The organism is Paenirhodobacter huangdaonensis, from assembly GCF_004022465.1.
GTDB lineage: Bacteria > Pseudomonadota > Alphaproteobacteria > Rhodobacterales > Rhodobacteraceae > Rhodobacter > Rhodobacter huangdaonensis.
The window spans coordinates 263,731-277,851 of sequence record NZ_SAVA01000003.1 but is presented as its reverse complement, the minus strand read 5'-3'; the positions used below and the strand labels follow the sequence as shown (position 1 = coordinate 277,851).

The following is a 14,121-nucleotide window of genomic DNA, read 5'->3' as shown; positions in this document are numbered from 1 at the left end:
CCTCAGCCCGCATGGGCGGTCATCAGCACCACCACATAGGTGGCGTAGATCAGGGTGAAGCCCACGCCCACCAGCCGGGTGAAGGGCCAGCGGTGCAGGATGAAGGGGGCGATCAGCAGCGTCGCGCCCAGCATCACCCACAGGTCGAGCCGCAGCATCGGCCCCGGCACGTCGAGCTGGCCAAAGAAGCCGGCGACGCCGATGATGCCCAGCAGGTTGAAGATGTTCGAGCCGATGACATTGCCAAGCGCGACATCGGCGCGCCCCTTCACCGCGGCGGTGACCGAGGTGGCGAGCTCGGGCAGCGAGGTGCCGATGGCGACGAGGGTGAGGCCGATCACCGTGTCGGGAATGCCCGCGGCGCGGGCGATCGAGCTTGCCCCGTCGACCAGGAAATCGGCGCCGAAGGGCAGGCCGACGAGGCCGATCGCGATGAAGAGCGCGACCTTGGTCAGGCTCATGTCGACATCGACGCCCTCGATCTCTTCCTCGGAGCGGCTGGCGCGATGGGCAAGCGCCTGGCGCCCCTGCCGGAACAGGATCACCGCGAGTGTGGCGAGCAGCAGTGCGGCATGTGGCCAGCGGATCGGCCCCATGAAACAGACCAGAATGAACAGCACCGAGGCGCCGAGCATGATGAAATAGCTCTCGCGGGTGTCTGTGGCGTCGGTGCGGATCATCGAGATGATCGCCGGGATGCCCAGCACCAGCAGGATGTTGGCGGTGTTCGAGCCGACCACGTTGCCAAGCGCGATGCCCGGGTTGTGGTCGAGCACGGCGGCGACCGAGACCATCATCTCGGGCGCCGAGGTGCCGAAGGCGACGACCGTCAGCCCGACGATCAGCGCCGGAATGCCAAGCCGCAGCGCCAGGTTCACCGCGCCCTTCACCAGAAGGTCGCCGGCCACCACCAGCAGGCCGAGACCGGCCAGGATCTTCAGCAGATCAATGAGCACTCAGGCCCCCTTCTTTGCGTTTCGTCCACAGGGGCAGGGCCCCGGCCCGATCTTCGGCCGGCCGCAGGCCGGGCAGCGCCCCGCCAGCCGCCGCGCCTTCCCGCCCGGCAGCCGCAGCTTGCCGAAGATGGCGAGCACCGCCATCGCCACGAGGAAAAGCGTCATGCCCTTGATCAGCATCTCACAGCCCGTAACGTGCCCAGAGTGCGCGCTCCTCGGCGGTGTCGAGCAGGGCGCCCGCGACCTCGGCGCCAAGCCCCGTGCCCGGCAGCCGCAGCCAGGACCGGCGCGGCCCGTTCACCGGCACGATCCGCACCTTGTCACCGTAGAGCGCCTTCAGCTTCGGCACGGCATGGGCGGTGCCGTCGATGAGCCCGGTGGCGACGGCCTGTGCGCCGGTCCAGATCTCGCCGGTGAACAGGTCCTCGCCGCTCAGCCGGGTGCCGCGCCGCGCGATGACATGGGCCTTGAAGGCGCGGTGCATGTCCTCGAGCAGCCGGGTCAGCCGGGCGATGTCCTCGGGCTTTTCCGGACGGAACGGGTCGAGGAAGCTTTTCGAGCCGCCTGCGGTGTGCACCCGCCGCTCGATCCCGTGTTTCGCGATCAGCCCGTCAAGGCCGAAGCCCGACGAGATCACCCCGATCGAGCCCACGACCGAGGTCTCGTCTGCCCAGATGTCATCGGCCGCGCAGGCCAGCCAATAGCCGCCCGAGGCCGCCACATCCTCGACGAAGGCATAGACCGGCACGCCAGTCTCGTCGGCCAGCCGCCGGATCCGCGCCGCGATGAGCGAGCTTTGCACCGGCGAGCCGCCGGGCGAGTTGACCACCAGCGCCACGGCAGCCGGTTTGCCCTTGCGAAAGGCGCGCTCGATCACCGGCGCAAGCGCCGCGTCCGACAGGCCCGGCGATCCGGGGCGGCTGATGCCGATCGCGCCTTGCAGGCGGATCAGGGCGACACGGGGCGCGCGGCGGCGCAGGAAAAGGCGGGCAAGGTCCATGTGCCTCGATGTAGGGGGGCACAATCGCGTGAACAAGCCGCGGTGGGAGGGTTTCCCCGAATTTCCCCGCCACATTTCCCCGCCACCGGCCGGGCCTGCCCGGGAAAGCGGCGGCGCGGGCACTGGCGCGGGGCCGCGCGGGCGGCTAGCGTGGCGCGATGATCGACAAGCTCGAAATGTTCATGGTGCTGGCGCGCGAGGGCCATTTCGGTCGCGCGGCGGCCGTCTATGGTGTGACGCAGCCGACGCTCAGCTCGGCCATCCGTTCGCTCGAGGACAGCCTCGGCGTGCAGCTGGTGCTGCGTGGCGCGCGGTTTCAGGGGCTGACGCCCGAGGGGCAGCGGGTGCTCGACCATGCCCGCCGCATCGTCGGCGAGGCGCGCGCGATGCAGGACGAGATGCGCGAGGCGCGCTTTGGCGTGGCGGGGCATCTGCGCATCGGCGTCATTCCCACCGCGCTGCCGCGGGTGGCGCGGCTGACCGGGCCGTTTCTGGCGCGCAACCGCGCCGCGCGGGTGACGCTTCTGTCGCGCAGCTCGGCCGAGATCCGCGAGGGGATCGCGGCGCAGGCGCTCGATGCCGGGATCACCTATCTCGAGGGGGCGGAGCCCGGGCGGCTCGATGCCGTGGCCCTCTGGGTCGAGCGCTACCGGCTGGTCGAGCGCGGCAGCGAGACCGGGCCGCTGCGCTGGGCCGAGGTCGCGACCCGGCCGCTGTGCCTGCTCACCCCCGACATGCAGAACCGCCGGCTGATCGACGCGCATCTGGCCGCGGCCGGGGTCGAGGTGGCGCCGCGGGTCGAGTCGAACTCGACGCTTGCGCTTCTGTCGCATGTCGCGACCGGCAGCTGGGCCGCGATCCTCGCCGAAGCGCTGAGCGAGGGCTCTGCGCTGCCTGCGGGCTGTGTCGCGCGGCCGCTGACCGCGCCCGAGGCGGGCCATGCCGTGGGTCTTGTCGTCGGCCATCGCGCGATCCGCACGCCGAGCCTGCGCGCGCTGCTGGAAGAGGCTGAACGGGTCGCGGATTGATAGACATTGTCTATCGGTTGACGGGGGTCTCGATGTTGATCGGTCTATCGCGCTGCGGTATCGGGCGATAAGCCAACCGGCCCTGACCTGAGGGAGGAGAGCCATGACCGACACGGCGCGACTGAGCGAGATCGTCGCTTCCCATGCCGAGCGCGAGGGCGCGCTGCTGCCGATTCTGCATGACGTGCAGGCGGAGTTCGGCTTCATCCCCGAGACGGCGCTTGACCCGATTGCCACGGCGCTGCGGCTCAGCCGGGCCGAGGTGGCGGGGGTGATTGGCTTCTACCACGACTTCCGCCGCCAGCCCGCCGGGCGCCATGTGCTGAAGCTGTGCCGGGCCGAGGCCTGTCAGGCGATGGGTGGCGTCGCGCTGCAGGCGCGGCTCGAGCGCGCGCTCGGCCAGAAGATCGGCGAGACCAAGGACGGCATCACCTTCGAGGCGGTCTATTGCCTCGGGCTCTGTGCCTGTGCGCCGGCGGCGCAGGTCGACGGGCGGCTGGTGGGGCGGCTTGATGCCGCCGCGGTCGAGGCGCTGGCCGAGGAGATGCGGGCATGAGGTTCTGGGTTCCGGCAGATGCGGCGGCCAAGGCCTGCGGCGCGGATGCGGTGGCGGCGGCGATCGCGGCCGAGGCGGCGCGGCGCGGCATTCCGGTCGAGATCATCCGCAACGGCACGCGCGGCATGGTCTGGCTCGAGCCGCTGGTCGAGGTCGAGGCGCCCGAGGGCCGGCTTGGCTTCGGCCCGATGACCGTGGCCGACGTGGCCGCGCTGTTCGCGGCGCCCGCGAAGCATCCGAAGGCGCTTGGCCCGACCGAGGAAATCCCCTTCTTCAAGCGCCAGACCCGGCTGACCTTCGCCCGCTGCGGCCGCACCGACCCGCTCAGCCTGTCCGAGTACGAGGCGGGCGGCGGGCTTGCGGGGCTGCGCGCGGCGCTGGCGAAGAAGCCCGAGGAGATCATTGACGACATCGTCACCTCGGGGCTGCGCGGACGCGGCGGCGCGGGCTTCCCGACCGGGATCAAGTGGCGCACCGTGCAGCTTGCCCGCGCGCCGAAGAAATACATCGTGTGCAATGCCGACGAGGGCGACAGCGGCTCGTTCGCCGACCGCATGCTGATGGAGGGCGATCCGTTCTGCCTGATCGAGGGGATGGCGATTGCCGCCCTCGCCACCGGCGCGACGCAGGGTTTCGTCTACATCCGCTCGGAATATCCCGACGCGATCGCGGTGATGCGCCGCGCGGTCGGGATCGCGACCGCGGCGGGGGTGATCGGGGACGCCGTGCTGGGCACCGGCCACGCCTTCCACATCGAGATCCGCGAGGGCGCGGGCGCCTATGTCTGCGGCGAGGAGACCTCGCTGCTGAACAGCCTCGAGGGCAAGCGCGGCGTGGTGCGCGCGAAGCCGCCGCTGCCGGCGCTTCAGGGCTTCATGGCCGCGCCGACGGTGGTCAACAACGTGCTCTCGCTCGCCGCCGTGCCGTGGATCATGGCCGAGGGGCCCGAGGCCTACAGCGCCATCGGCATCGGTCGCTCGCGCGGCACCATTCCGCTGCAGATTGCAGGAAATGTGCAATTCGGTGGCCTGTTCGAGACCGGTTTCGGCATCACATTGGGTGAAATCGTCAATGACATCGCGGGCGGCACGGCCTCGGGGAGGCCGGTGAAGGCGGTGCAGGTGGGCGGCCCGCTCGGTGCCTATCACCCGGTGTCGGACTTCGAGCTGGCCTTCTGCTACGAATGTTTCGCCGAGCAGAAGGGGCTGGTCGGCCACGCCGGGCTTGTCGTGCATGACGACACGGCCGACATGATGGCACTTGCCCGTTTCGCGATGGAATTCTGCGCTGTCGAAAGCTGCGGCAAGTGCACGCCCTGCCGGATCGGCGCGGTGCGCGGCATCGAGACGCTCGACCGTATCGCGGCGGGCGACGGCGCGGCGCTCGCCCTGCTCGATGACCTGTGCGAGCTGATGAAGACCGGCTCGCTCTGCGCCCTTGGCGGCTTCACCCCCTACCCGGTGCAAAGCGCGCTGCGACATTTCCCCGAGGAATTCACCCCTGTCCGGGAGGCGGCAGAATGAAGGACTTCATCATCCCCGAACCCGGCTGGACGAAGGACATGGGCACGCCCGCGCGCGCGGGCAAGCCGGTGCATCTGCTGATCGACGGCGTGGCCGTCACCGTGCCCGCGGGCACCTCGGTGATGCGCGCCGCGGCCGAGGCCGGGATCACCATCCCGAAGCTTTGCGCCACCGACAGCCTCGAGCCGATCGGCTCGTGCCGGCTGTGCATGGTCGAGATCGACGGCATGCGCGGCACGCCGGCCTCCTGCACCACGCCGGTCAGTGAGGGGATGCAGGTCCACACCCAGACCGCACAACTGGCGAAACTGCGCCGCGGGGTGATGGAGCTCTACATCTCCGACCACCCGCTCGACTGCCTGACCTGCGCCGCGAACGGCGATTGCGAGTTGCAGGACATGGCCGGTGCCGTCGGCCTGCGCGAGGTGCGTTATGCCAGGGGCGAGAACCATTTCGAGGTGCGCGCGAACGGCGAGGCGAACCCGCGTTACATCGCGAAGGACGTCTCGAACCCGTATTTCAGCTATGACCCGGCGAAGTGCATCGTCTGCATGCGCTGCGTGCGGGCCTGCGAGGAGGTGCAGGGCACTTTCGCGCTGACCATCGAGGGGCGCGGCTTCGACGCCCGGATCTCGCCCGCCGCGCCCGATTTCCTGTCCTCCGACTGCGTCAGCTGCGGCGCCTGCGTGCAGGCCTGCCCGACCGCGACGCTGGTCGAGAAATCGGTCGAGGAGATCGGCACGCCGGAACGATCGGTCATCACCACCTGCGCCTATTGCGGCGTCGGCTGCGCCTTCAAGGCCGAGATGCGCGGCGAGGAACTGGTGCGGATGGTGCCCTGGAAGGGCGGCAAGGCGAACCGCGGCCATTCCTGCGTGAAGGGCCGCTTCGCCTGGGGCTATGCCACGCACCGCGACCGGATCCTGAAGCCGATGGTGCGCGAGCGCATCACTGACCCCTGGCGCGAGGTGAGCTGGGACGAGGCGCTGAGCTTCGCCGCGACCCGCCTGCGCGCGATCCAGGCGGCGCATGGCAAGGATGCGGTCGGGGTCATCACCTCGTCGCGCTGCACCAACGAGGAAACCTTCCTGGTGCAAAAGCTGGCCCGCGCGGTCTTCGGCACCAACAACACCGACACCTGCGCCCGGGTCTGCCACTCGCCCACCGGCTACGGGCTGAAGCAGACCTTCGGCACCTCGGCCGGCACCCAGGATTTCGACTCGGTCGAGAAGACCGACCTTGCGCTGATCATCGGCGCGAACCCGACCGACGGCCACCCGGTCTTCGGCTCGCGGCTGCGCAAGCGGCTGCGCGCGGGGGCGAAGCTGATCGTCATCGACCCGCGCCGGATCGACCTGCTCGACACCGCGCATCTCGGCCAAAGCTGGCACCTGCCGCTGCGCCCGGGCACCAATGTCGCGGTGCTGACCGCGATGGCGCATGTGATCGTGACCGAGCATCTGACCGATGACACCTTCATCGCCGAGCGTTGCGATCTCGATGAATGGGCCGATTACGCTGAATTCGTCGCGAACCCCGACTATGCCCCCGAGGCGGTCGAGGCGCTGACCGGCGTGCCCGCGGCGACGATCCGCGACGCCGCGCGCGCCTATGCCGCCGCGCCCAATGCGGCGATCTATTACGGCCTCGGCGTGACCGAACATTCGCAGGGCTCGACCACCGTCATCGCCATCGCCAACCTCGCGATGATGACCGGCAATATCGGTCGCGAGGGCGTGGGCGTGAACCCGCTGCGCGGGCAGAACAACGTGCAAGGCAGCTGCGACATGGGCAGCTTCCCGCACGAGCTGCCGGGCTATCGTCATGTCTCGGACGACACCGCGCGGGCGATCTTCGAGAAGGCCTGGGGCGTGGCGCTCGATCCCGAACCCGGGCTGCGGATCCCGAACATGCTCGACGCCGCGGTGGCCGGGCAGTTCAGGGGGCTTTACGTCCAGGGCGAGGACATCCTGCAATCCGATCCCGACACCCGCCACGTCTCGGCGGGCCTTGCGGCGATGGACTGCGTCATCGTGCACGATCTCTTCCTGAACGAGACCGCGAATTACGCCCATGTCTTCCTGCCCGGCTCGACCTTCCTCGAGAAGGACGGCACCTTCACCAATGCCGAGCGCCGGATCAACCCGGTGCGCCGGGTGATGGCGCCGAAGGCGGGCTATGCCGACTGGGAGGTGACGCAGCTTCTGGCGAACGCCATGGGTGCGGGCTGGAGCTATACCCACCCGCGGGAGATCATGGCCGAGATCGCCGAAACCACCCCGGGCTTTGCCGGCGTCACCTACGAGATGCTGGACGAACGCGGCTCGGTGCAATGGCCGTGCAACGACACGGCGCCCGAGGGCTCGCCGATCATGCATGTCGAGGGCTTCGTGCGCGGCAAGGGCCGGTTCATCCGCACCGCCTATGTGCCGACCGACGAGCGCACCGGGCCGCGCTTCCCGCTGCTGCTGACCACCGGCCGGATCCTCAGCCAGTACAACGTCGGCGCCCAGACCCGGCGCACCGAGAACGTGGTGTGGCACGCCGAGGACCGGCTGGAGATCCATCCCCATGACGCCGAGATGCGCGGCATCAAGGACGGCGACTGGGTCCGGCTGGCCAGCCGCGCCGGCGAGACCACCTTGCGCGCGACGCTGACCACGCGCGTTTCGCCCGGCGTCGTCTACACCACCTTCCACCACCCGACGACGCAGGCGAATGTCGTCACCACCGACAATTCCGACTGGGCGACGAATTGCCCGGAATACAAGGTGACGGCGGTGCAGGTGGGGCGCTCGAACGGGCCCTCGGACTGGCAGGAGGGCTACGAGGCGCTGAGCGAGGCTGCGCGCCGGATCGAGGCCGCGGAATGAGCCTGCCTGCGGGCGCCACGCGCGTTCCCGTCCCGGCCGGCACCGAGGTGCTGGCCGAGGAGGTGCCGGTGGCGCTCGTCTATGACGGTGCGACGCAGGCGGTGATGATGGCGACGCCCGCAGACCTTGAGGACTTCGTTCTGGGTTTTGCGCTGGCCGAAGGGCTGATCGACAGCCCGGCCGAGATCATCCGGACCGAGATCGTCGCGCAGCCGCGCGGGATCGAGGCGCGGGCCTGGCTTGCCGCGCCCGCGGGCGCCCGTTTCGCCGCGCGGCGCCGCGCGATGGCGGGGCCGGTGGGCTGCGGGCTGTGCGGGCTCGACAGTCTCGATCAGGCACTGCGGCAGCTGCCGGCGCGGCCGATGCGTGCGGCGCCGGGGCCTGCACAGGCGATCCGGGCGCTTGACGATCTGCGCGCCGCGCAGGCGCTGCAGGATGCGACCCGCGCCGTCCATGCCGCGGGCTTCTGGACCGAGGCCGGGGGGCTGATCGCTCTGCGCGAGGACGTCGGCCGGCACAATGCGCTCGACAAGCTCGCCGGCGCGCTCGCGCTCGCGGGCATCGCGACCGAAGGCGGGGCGGTGGTGATGACCTCGCGCCTCTCGGTCGATCTGGTGCAGAAGGCCGCCACCCTTGGCGCCGCGGCGCTGATCTCGCCGTCCGCGCCGACCGCGCTGGCCGTGGCCGAGGCCGGGGCCGCGGGGCTTGCGCTGATCGCGCGCGGGCGCGACGGTTTCACCCGATACACAGGCCCCGCCGGGGCAGAGGAGAGTGCCGCATGAGCGAGGACCGCCTGATCCGCATGGCGAACCAGATCGCCACCTTCTTCGAGGTGCAGCCGGGCGAGCGCGCCGCAGCCGTTGCCGCACATCTGAACGAGAACTGGTCGGTGCCGATGCGCGCGGGGCTGATCGCGCAGATCAGGGCCGGGGCGGAAGGCGTGCATCCGCTGCTGGCCGAGGCCGGGCCGCTGATCCGCACCCTGCGCATGCCCGTCGCGGGCTGAGGGGGCGCTGCCCCCGTCTTCGTTCCGAAGACTCCCCCGGAGTATTTCGGCAAGGAAAAGCACCGGGGTTTCGGCTTTTTCTTGGGGGAAATACTCCCGGGGGTGACCTTGCCGCAGGCAAGGAGGGGGCGGGAGCCCCCTTTTTCACTCGATCCGCTTCTGCATCCGCTCGATGTGGTCGCGCAGTTCCTCGGCCTCGCGGCGCGCGTCGCGCAGCCCGTCCATCGCGGCGCGCAGCTCGGCCTCGGCCTGGTTCAGCTGGTTCGTCAGCTCACCCTCGCGGCTTTCGGCATAGGCGACGGCGCGGTCGCGGGTCTCCTCGGCCTCGTGCAGCGCCTGCGCCATCTGCTCGAGCTCGCCCATGTCGGCCCGGCTCACCCGGGTGAGCCGGTGGATCAGCCAGGAGGCGAACCAGCCGAGGAAGAAGAAGACGAGCAGGATCAGCGCCGTCGCGAAGATGAATTCGGGTCTGTTCATGGCGGTCCCTCGCGTCCTCAGTTCTGGTCGGTCTTCAGCCCCTTGGGGCGGGGTTTTGGCGTGCCGGGCGAATCCTTGGCCGGGGCGACCGGGATCTCGATCGTCGGGTCCTGGGCGGCGGCGACATCGGGCGGCAGCGCGGGCGTCGCCGTGCTTTCGGCGGCCGGTTCGGCCAGAGCCGCCGGGGCGGTCTCGGCCGGCGGCACGGCTGGCGGCGTGGCTCCGGTTGCCGCTTCCGGCGCAGTGGCTTCAGCAGGCTTGGCGGGATCCGGGGTCAGCGCCGGGGCGGTCTCGGCCGGCGGCAGGGCCGCGGGCGGAGGCTCCTCGCCCACGCCGGCGAGCGGCTCGCCCGTCGCATCCTCCATCGGCCCCTCATTGCCGGAGAAATCCGGCGCGTCGAGTGGGGAGAAGTCGGGCGCCATGTCCTCGGCCGGGACCTCGGTGGCGGTGTCGGGGGCGGCCGCCGCGGCATCGGGAGCGATCTGCGCGGCGTGCTCCTCGGGCGCGGTGACCGGGGCGGCCTCGGTCGCGGGCAGCGGCGCGCCCTCGGTCTCGACCGGCTTTGCGTCGAGCAGCACGAATTCGATGCGGCGGTTCGCCTCGCGCCCCTCCTCGGTGCCGTTGTCGGCGATCGGCTGGCTCTCGCCATAGCCTTTCGCCACCAGATTCTCGGTCAGCACCCGGCGGTCGCGCAGCGCGTGCAGCACCGCGAGCGCCCGGTCCTGGCTCAGCTTCTGGTTCATCTCCTCGCGGCCCTGGCTGTCGGTATGGCCGGCGATTTCCATGCGGAAATCCTGGCAATCCTTCATCGCCTTCGCCAGCGCCTCGATCGGCTTCTCGCCCTCGGCCGCGATCACTGCCGAGCCGGGTTCGAAGCTGATCTTCTGCTCGGCCAGAACGGCGTTCAGCCGGGTCACGCATTCGGGCCCGTCGGGCAGGCCGAGCACCGGGTCGAGCCGGCGGTCGTAGCGCACGTCGAGCGCGATCCGCGCGCCCTGGCCGAGATGCCGGGTCAGCACCCGCGAGATCGTGTCCGAGGCCTGGGCATCGCCGGTCACCCCGGTCACGGTGACGAGGTCGGGGGTGACCGTCACGCTGCCCTGGGCGAGGCTGTCGAGCGCCTCGAGCGCGGCAAGGGTGCGCACCGGCCAGCCCTGCGGCAGCTCGCCGTCGATCCGGGTCGCGCCATAGACCGATTTCGCGCCGAACCGGGCGCGGGCGAAGCTTTCGACCGCCTCGCGGCCAAGCGCGTTCGTCACCCGGCCGCGCAGCTCGACCTTGCCGTCCTCGCCGAGAAGCGCCGAGAATTCGGGCCGGTTGCCGCCCTTTTCGGCCTTCTTCTGCAGCTCGGCCTTGAGCGAGAACACCTCGGGCAGGTTCGATTCGAGCTCGCCCACGACCTTGTCGAAGACGGCGGGGTCGGCGCCGTCATTGGCCGAAAGCGCGATGTCGCCATCCGAGAAGGTGATCGTGCCGGCGCCGATCTCCTTCAGCGCATTGATCCCCATCACCACCGCATCGGCCCATTGCGGCGAGGGCGTGCCCATGCCCACGGTGCAGCCCAGCGTGCCGGTCGCGCCGGCCGCGCGCGCAGCGGCAAGGATGCGGTCGCGGGCCCGCGTGGTGTCGGCCGAGCAGGCGTCGAAGCGCGGGCCGGCCGTGTCGATCAGGAAGCGCAGGGTGAAGGGGGTGATCACCGGCCGCGGCGCCGAGATGTCCGAGGTCAGCTTCAGCTCGACCGGGCGGCGGCGGGCGAGGGTGGTCTCGATCCGCGCCTTCTCGGTCGGGCTGTCGGTGATCGCCTGCACCTCGACCCGACCCGGATCGACCGAGATCTTCGCCCGCGGCAGGGTCTTCAGCGTCTCGACCGCGAAGTCGAGCGCCATCTGCCAGCCTGCGGGCACCGGATAGTCGGCGCGTTCGAGCATGTCGGTGACCGTGCCCTGATCGCCAAGCGCGGCCTGCAGCCCCTCGATCAGCGCCTTGCGGTCGGTCTCGGCGGGGACGAGGCCGATCAGCGAGATGCCGTCGTCGTTGCGCAGCATCTCGAGCGAGAACTGGGGCGGCGCAATGGCCGCGGTGCTTTCGACATCGGTGCTGTCGACGATGCGGGCGCTGTCGACCACGGTGCCGGCGATGGTGATGGCGCGGAAGCGCGCCGCTTCGGAGGGCGCGGTGCCGAGCAAGATCACCTGCAGCCCGTCCGCCTCGGTGCGCACCCAGCTGATGCCCGCGCTTTCAAGCGCGACGCGCACCGCCAGGCGCGAGCGCTTCTCGATGATCGTGGCCGAGCCGCCGGCGACGAAGGCGGAGAGCACGAGCGCGGAAGCGACGGCGGCGGTGGTCAGGAGAGTGGTGCGCAAGCGCATGCAGTCGGGGCCTCCTCCGGTGTGTGGGCAATCTCTTACGGGGCAGGGGCGGGCGGATCAATCACACGATTGCGGCAACGGCGAGAAACAGCGCAGCAATCAGCCCGGTGTCGCGGGTGGCACGGAACAGGCGCAGGCAGGTGTCGCCGTTGTCGATGTCGAGCTGGCGCAGCAGCCACAGCATGTGCCAGCCCATCCCCCAGGGCGCGCAGAGCGCGAGCGCGAGGACGAGGGGCGGCGCTCCGGCGGGCAGAAGCGCCGCCAGCACCGCGGCGGTCATCAGCGCCACCACGGCCACAAGGAAGCCCGAGAGCCATTTCACCGTGTCGGTGCCAAACAGCCGCGCCGTCGATTTCACCCCGATCAGCGCGTCGTCCTCCTTGTCCTGATGGGCGTAGATGGTGTCGTAGAACAGCGTCCAGATCAGCCCCGCGAGATAAAGGAGGACCGGCGCAGGGCTCAGGCTGCCGGTATGGGCGACCCAGCCGAGCAGCGCGCCCCAGTTGAAGGCGATGCCGAGGAAGGCCTGCGGCCACCAGGTGAAGCGCTTGGCGAAGGGATAGATCGCCACCGGCACCAGCGCGACGATGCCGATCACGATCGCGGCGCCGTTGAAGGTCAGCAGCAGCAGTGCCGACAGCGCGATCTGCGCCACCATGAAGGCGAGGGCCTGTTTCACCGTGACCTGCCCCGAGGGGATCGGGCGCGAGCGGGTGCGGGCGACCGAGCCGTCGAAGTCGCGGTCGGTGATGTCGTTCCAGGTGCAGCCCGCGCCGCGCATCAAAAACGCCCCGGCGGTGCAGGCGAGCGCCCACCACAGGTCCGAAAGCCGCGGCGCATCGGCGGCTGCGGCAAGTGCAATCCCCCACCAGCAGGGGATCAGCAGAAGCCAGGTGCCGATCGGCCGGTCGGCGCGCGCAAGCCGCAGATAGGGCCGCGTCGCGGGCGGCGCGTGCCGGTCCACCCAGTTGCCCCGCACCGCATCCGCGACCGTGCCGTGAAGCTCTGGCATTTGCTCCGTGCCTCCCCTAGATTTCCGCGCATGGACCGCGCCAAGATCAGACTGTGTGTAGATCACCCGCTGGGGCCGGGGCAAGCCGTGCCCCTGACGCCCGAGCAGGCGCATTACCTGTTTTCGGTGATGCGCGAGGGACCGGGGGCGCGGGTGGCGCTCTTCAACGGCCGCGACGGCGAATGGACCGCCGAGGTCGTCGCTGCCGCGAAGAAGGGGGGCACGCTCAGCTGCCTTGGCCAGGCGGCGCCACAGCTGGACCCGCCCGACCTGTGGCTGATCTTCGCGCCGATCAAGAAGGAGCGCACCGACTTCATCGTCGAGAAGGCGGCCGAGCTTGGCTGTGCGCGGATCGTGCCGGTCGCGACCGAGTTCACCAATTCGCAGCGGATCCGCCAGGACCGGCTGCAGGCCCATGCGCTCGAGGCGGCCGAGCAATGCCTCGGCACCTTCGTGCCCGAGGTCACCGACCTCGTGCCGCTGCGCCGCCTGCTCGAGGGCTGGGACCCGGCGCGGCGCATCCTGTGGGCGGACGAAAGCCTGGTCGGGACGGCCGAGACGCTTGCGGGGCTCGTCCCCGGGCCCTGGGCGATCCTGATCGGCCCCGAAGGCGGGTTTTCCGAGGCCGAGCGGGCGTGGCTGCGGGCGCGGCCCTTCGTGACGCCGGTCTCGCTCGGCCCGCGCATCCTGCGCGCCGATACCGCCGCCTGCGCCGCGATCACCCTGTGGCAATCGGCGCTCGGAGACTGGCGGTGATCCGTCCCGAGCTGCGCGCCGCGCTCTTGCGCCACCGCGAGACCCTCGCGGCGGCGGGGGTGGCCGGGCTCGGGCTCTGGATCGCGTCCCTCGGCGGCTGGCTGCTCGGTCCGCTCGGGCTCGGCCTGTGCGCGCTGGCGCTCGGCTGGGCGGCGACGGCGCTGCGCCGCGCCCGCTTTGCCCGGGTGGTGACCGATCCGGGCCTTGTCGAGGTCGACGAGGGACGGATCGGCTATTTCGGCGCCGGCAGCACGGTGCTGGGCGGGTATATCGCGCTCGCCGATCTGGCCGAGATCCGCCTGCTCACCCTGCGCGGTGCGCAGCACTGGCGGCTGAAGACGGGCGATGGCCAGGCGCTGCTGATCCCGGTCGCCGCCGCGGGGGCCCCGGCGCTCTATGATGCCTTCGCGGCGCTGCCCGGCATCGACATGGGCCGGCTTGCCGCCGCGCTCGACCAGCGCGTGGCCGCACAGAGCCTATGGCACCGTCCTGCGCGCGCCTCCCTTGACTTGGCGCGCTGATAGCGCCACCTGTTGCGCTCGGTTTCCGCAAGAAAAAGGCGTCT

Annotated in this window: 14 protein-coding genes; 8 read left to right on the top strand and 6 right to left on the bottom strand. The window is 70.6% G+C overall.

Annotated features, from left to right (window positions below; all coding sequences use genetic code 11):
• Positions 1–2: 2 nt before the first annotated feature.
• Genes EOW66_RS06900 through EOW66_RS06890 form a run of 3 tightly spaced genes read right to left on the bottom strand, consistent with a single transcriptional unit; the run spans position 3 to position 1,956 of the window.
• On the bottom strand, positions 3–956 hold the full coding sequence (locus tag EOW66_RS06900; RefSeq protein ID WP_128155690.1) for a calcium/sodium antiporter: 954 nt from the start codon (positions 954–956) through the stop codon (positions 3–5).
• The gene (locus tag EOW66_RS06895) at positions 957–1,136 is read right to left on the bottom strand and encodes a hypothetical protein (RefSeq protein WP_128155689.1); all 180 of its coding nucleotides are present in this window, start codon (positions 1,134–1,136) and stop codon (positions 957–959) included. It lies immediately after the preceding gene.
• Between the two features lies 1 nt (position 1,137).
• Positions 1,138–1,956: a S49 family peptidase gene (locus EOW66_RS06890; protein WP_128155688.1), complete on the bottom strand. Its 819-nt coding sequence runs from the start codon at positions 1,954–1,956 to the stop codon at positions 1,138–1,140.
• Positions 1,957–2,114: 158 nt separating this feature from the next.
• Here EOW66_RS06890 and EOW66_RS06885 point away from each other — a divergent pair, with 158 nt between their 5' ends.
• The 6 genes from EOW66_RS06885 to EOW66_RS06860 all read left to right on the top strand — a co-directional run bounded on the left by EOW66_RS06885 (position 2,115) and on the right by EOW66_RS06860 (position 8,942).
• Entirely contained in the window at positions 2,115–2,984 is an 870-nt protein-coding gene (locus EOW66_RS06885; RefSeq protein WP_128155687.1) for a LysR family transcriptional regulator, read from the top strand.
• A 103-nt stretch (positions 2,985–3,087) separates the two neighbouring features.
• On the top strand, positions 3,088–3,540 hold the full coding sequence (locus tag EOW66_RS06880) for a formate dehydrogenase subunit gamma (RefSeq protein ID WP_128155686.1): 453 nt from the start codon (positions 3,088–3,090) through the stop codon (positions 3,538–3,540).
• Positions 3,537–5,063: an NADH-ubiquinone oxidoreductase-F iron-sulfur binding region domain-containing protein gene (locus EOW66_RS06875; RefSeq protein WP_128155685.1), complete on the top strand. Its 1,527-nt coding sequence runs from the start codon at positions 3,537–3,539 to the stop codon at positions 5,061–5,063. The genes EOW66_RS06880 and EOW66_RS06875 overlap by 4 nt, the downstream gene beginning before the upstream one ends.
• Entirely contained in the window at positions 5,060–7,936 is a 2,877-nt protein-coding gene (gene fdhF / locus EOW66_RS06870) for a formate dehydrogenase subunit alpha (RefSeq protein ID WP_128155684.1), read from the top strand. The genes EOW66_RS06875 and fdhF overlap by 4 nt, the downstream gene beginning before the upstream one ends.
• Positions 7,933–8,718 (top strand): formate dehydrogenase accessory sulfurtransferase FdhD, encoded by a 786-nt coding sequence (gene fdhD / locus EOW66_RS06865; RefSeq protein ID WP_128155683.1) that lies wholly within the window; start codon positions 7,933–7,935, stop codon positions 8,716–8,718. The genes fdhF and fdhD overlap by 4 nt, the downstream gene beginning before the upstream one ends.
• A complete protein-coding gene (locus tag EOW66_RS06860) occupies positions 8,715–8,942 on the top strand; it encodes a formate dehydrogenase subunit delta (protein ID WP_128155682.1) in 228 nt (75 codons plus the stop codon). Before fdhD ends, EOW66_RS06860 begins: the two co-directional genes overlap by 4 nt.
• A 144-nt stretch (positions 8,943–9,086) precedes the next feature.
• On the opposite strand, the gene EOW66_RS06855 is transcribed toward EOW66_RS06860, so the two are convergent.
• From EOW66_RS06855 to ubiA, 3 genes are all read right to left on the bottom strand, one after another.
• Positions 9,087–9,419: a hypothetical protein gene (locus tag EOW66_RS06855; protein WP_128155681.1), complete on the bottom strand. Its 333-nt coding sequence runs from the start codon at positions 9,417–9,419 to the stop codon at positions 9,087–9,089.
• A gap of 17 nt (positions 9,420–9,436) precedes the next feature.
• Entirely contained in the window at positions 9,437–11,788 is a 2,352-nt protein-coding gene (locus tag EOW66_RS06850) for an OmpA family protein (RefSeq protein ID WP_128155680.1), read from the bottom strand.
• A 61-nt stretch (positions 11,789–11,849) separates the two neighbouring features.
• Entirely contained in the window at positions 11,850–12,800 is a 951-nt protein-coding gene (gene ubiA / locus EOW66_RS06845; RefSeq protein ID WP_239017525.1) for a 4-hydroxybenzoate octaprenyltransferase, read from the bottom strand.
• Positions 12,801–12,830: 30 nt separating this feature from the next.
• Here ubiA and EOW66_RS06840 point away from each other — a divergent pair, with 30 nt between their 5' ends.
• Together EOW66_RS06840 and EOW66_RS06835 are read left to right on the top strand one after the other, a co-directional pair.
• Positions 12,831–13,556, top strand: coding sequence for a 16S rRNA (uracil(1498)-N(3))-methyltransferase (locus EOW66_RS06840; protein ID WP_128155678.1), 726 nt, complete (start codon positions 12,831–12,833; stop codon positions 13,554–13,556).
• Positions 13,553–14,077 carry a hypothetical protein gene (locus EOW66_RS06835; RefSeq protein ID WP_239017524.1) on the top strand — a complete coding sequence of 175 codons (525 nt, stop codon included), beginning with the start codon at positions 13,553–13,555 and terminating at the stop codon, positions 14,075–14,077. The genes EOW66_RS06840 and EOW66_RS06835 overlap by 4 nt, the downstream gene beginning before the upstream one ends.
• Positions 14,078–14,121 lie beyond the last annotated feature (44 nt).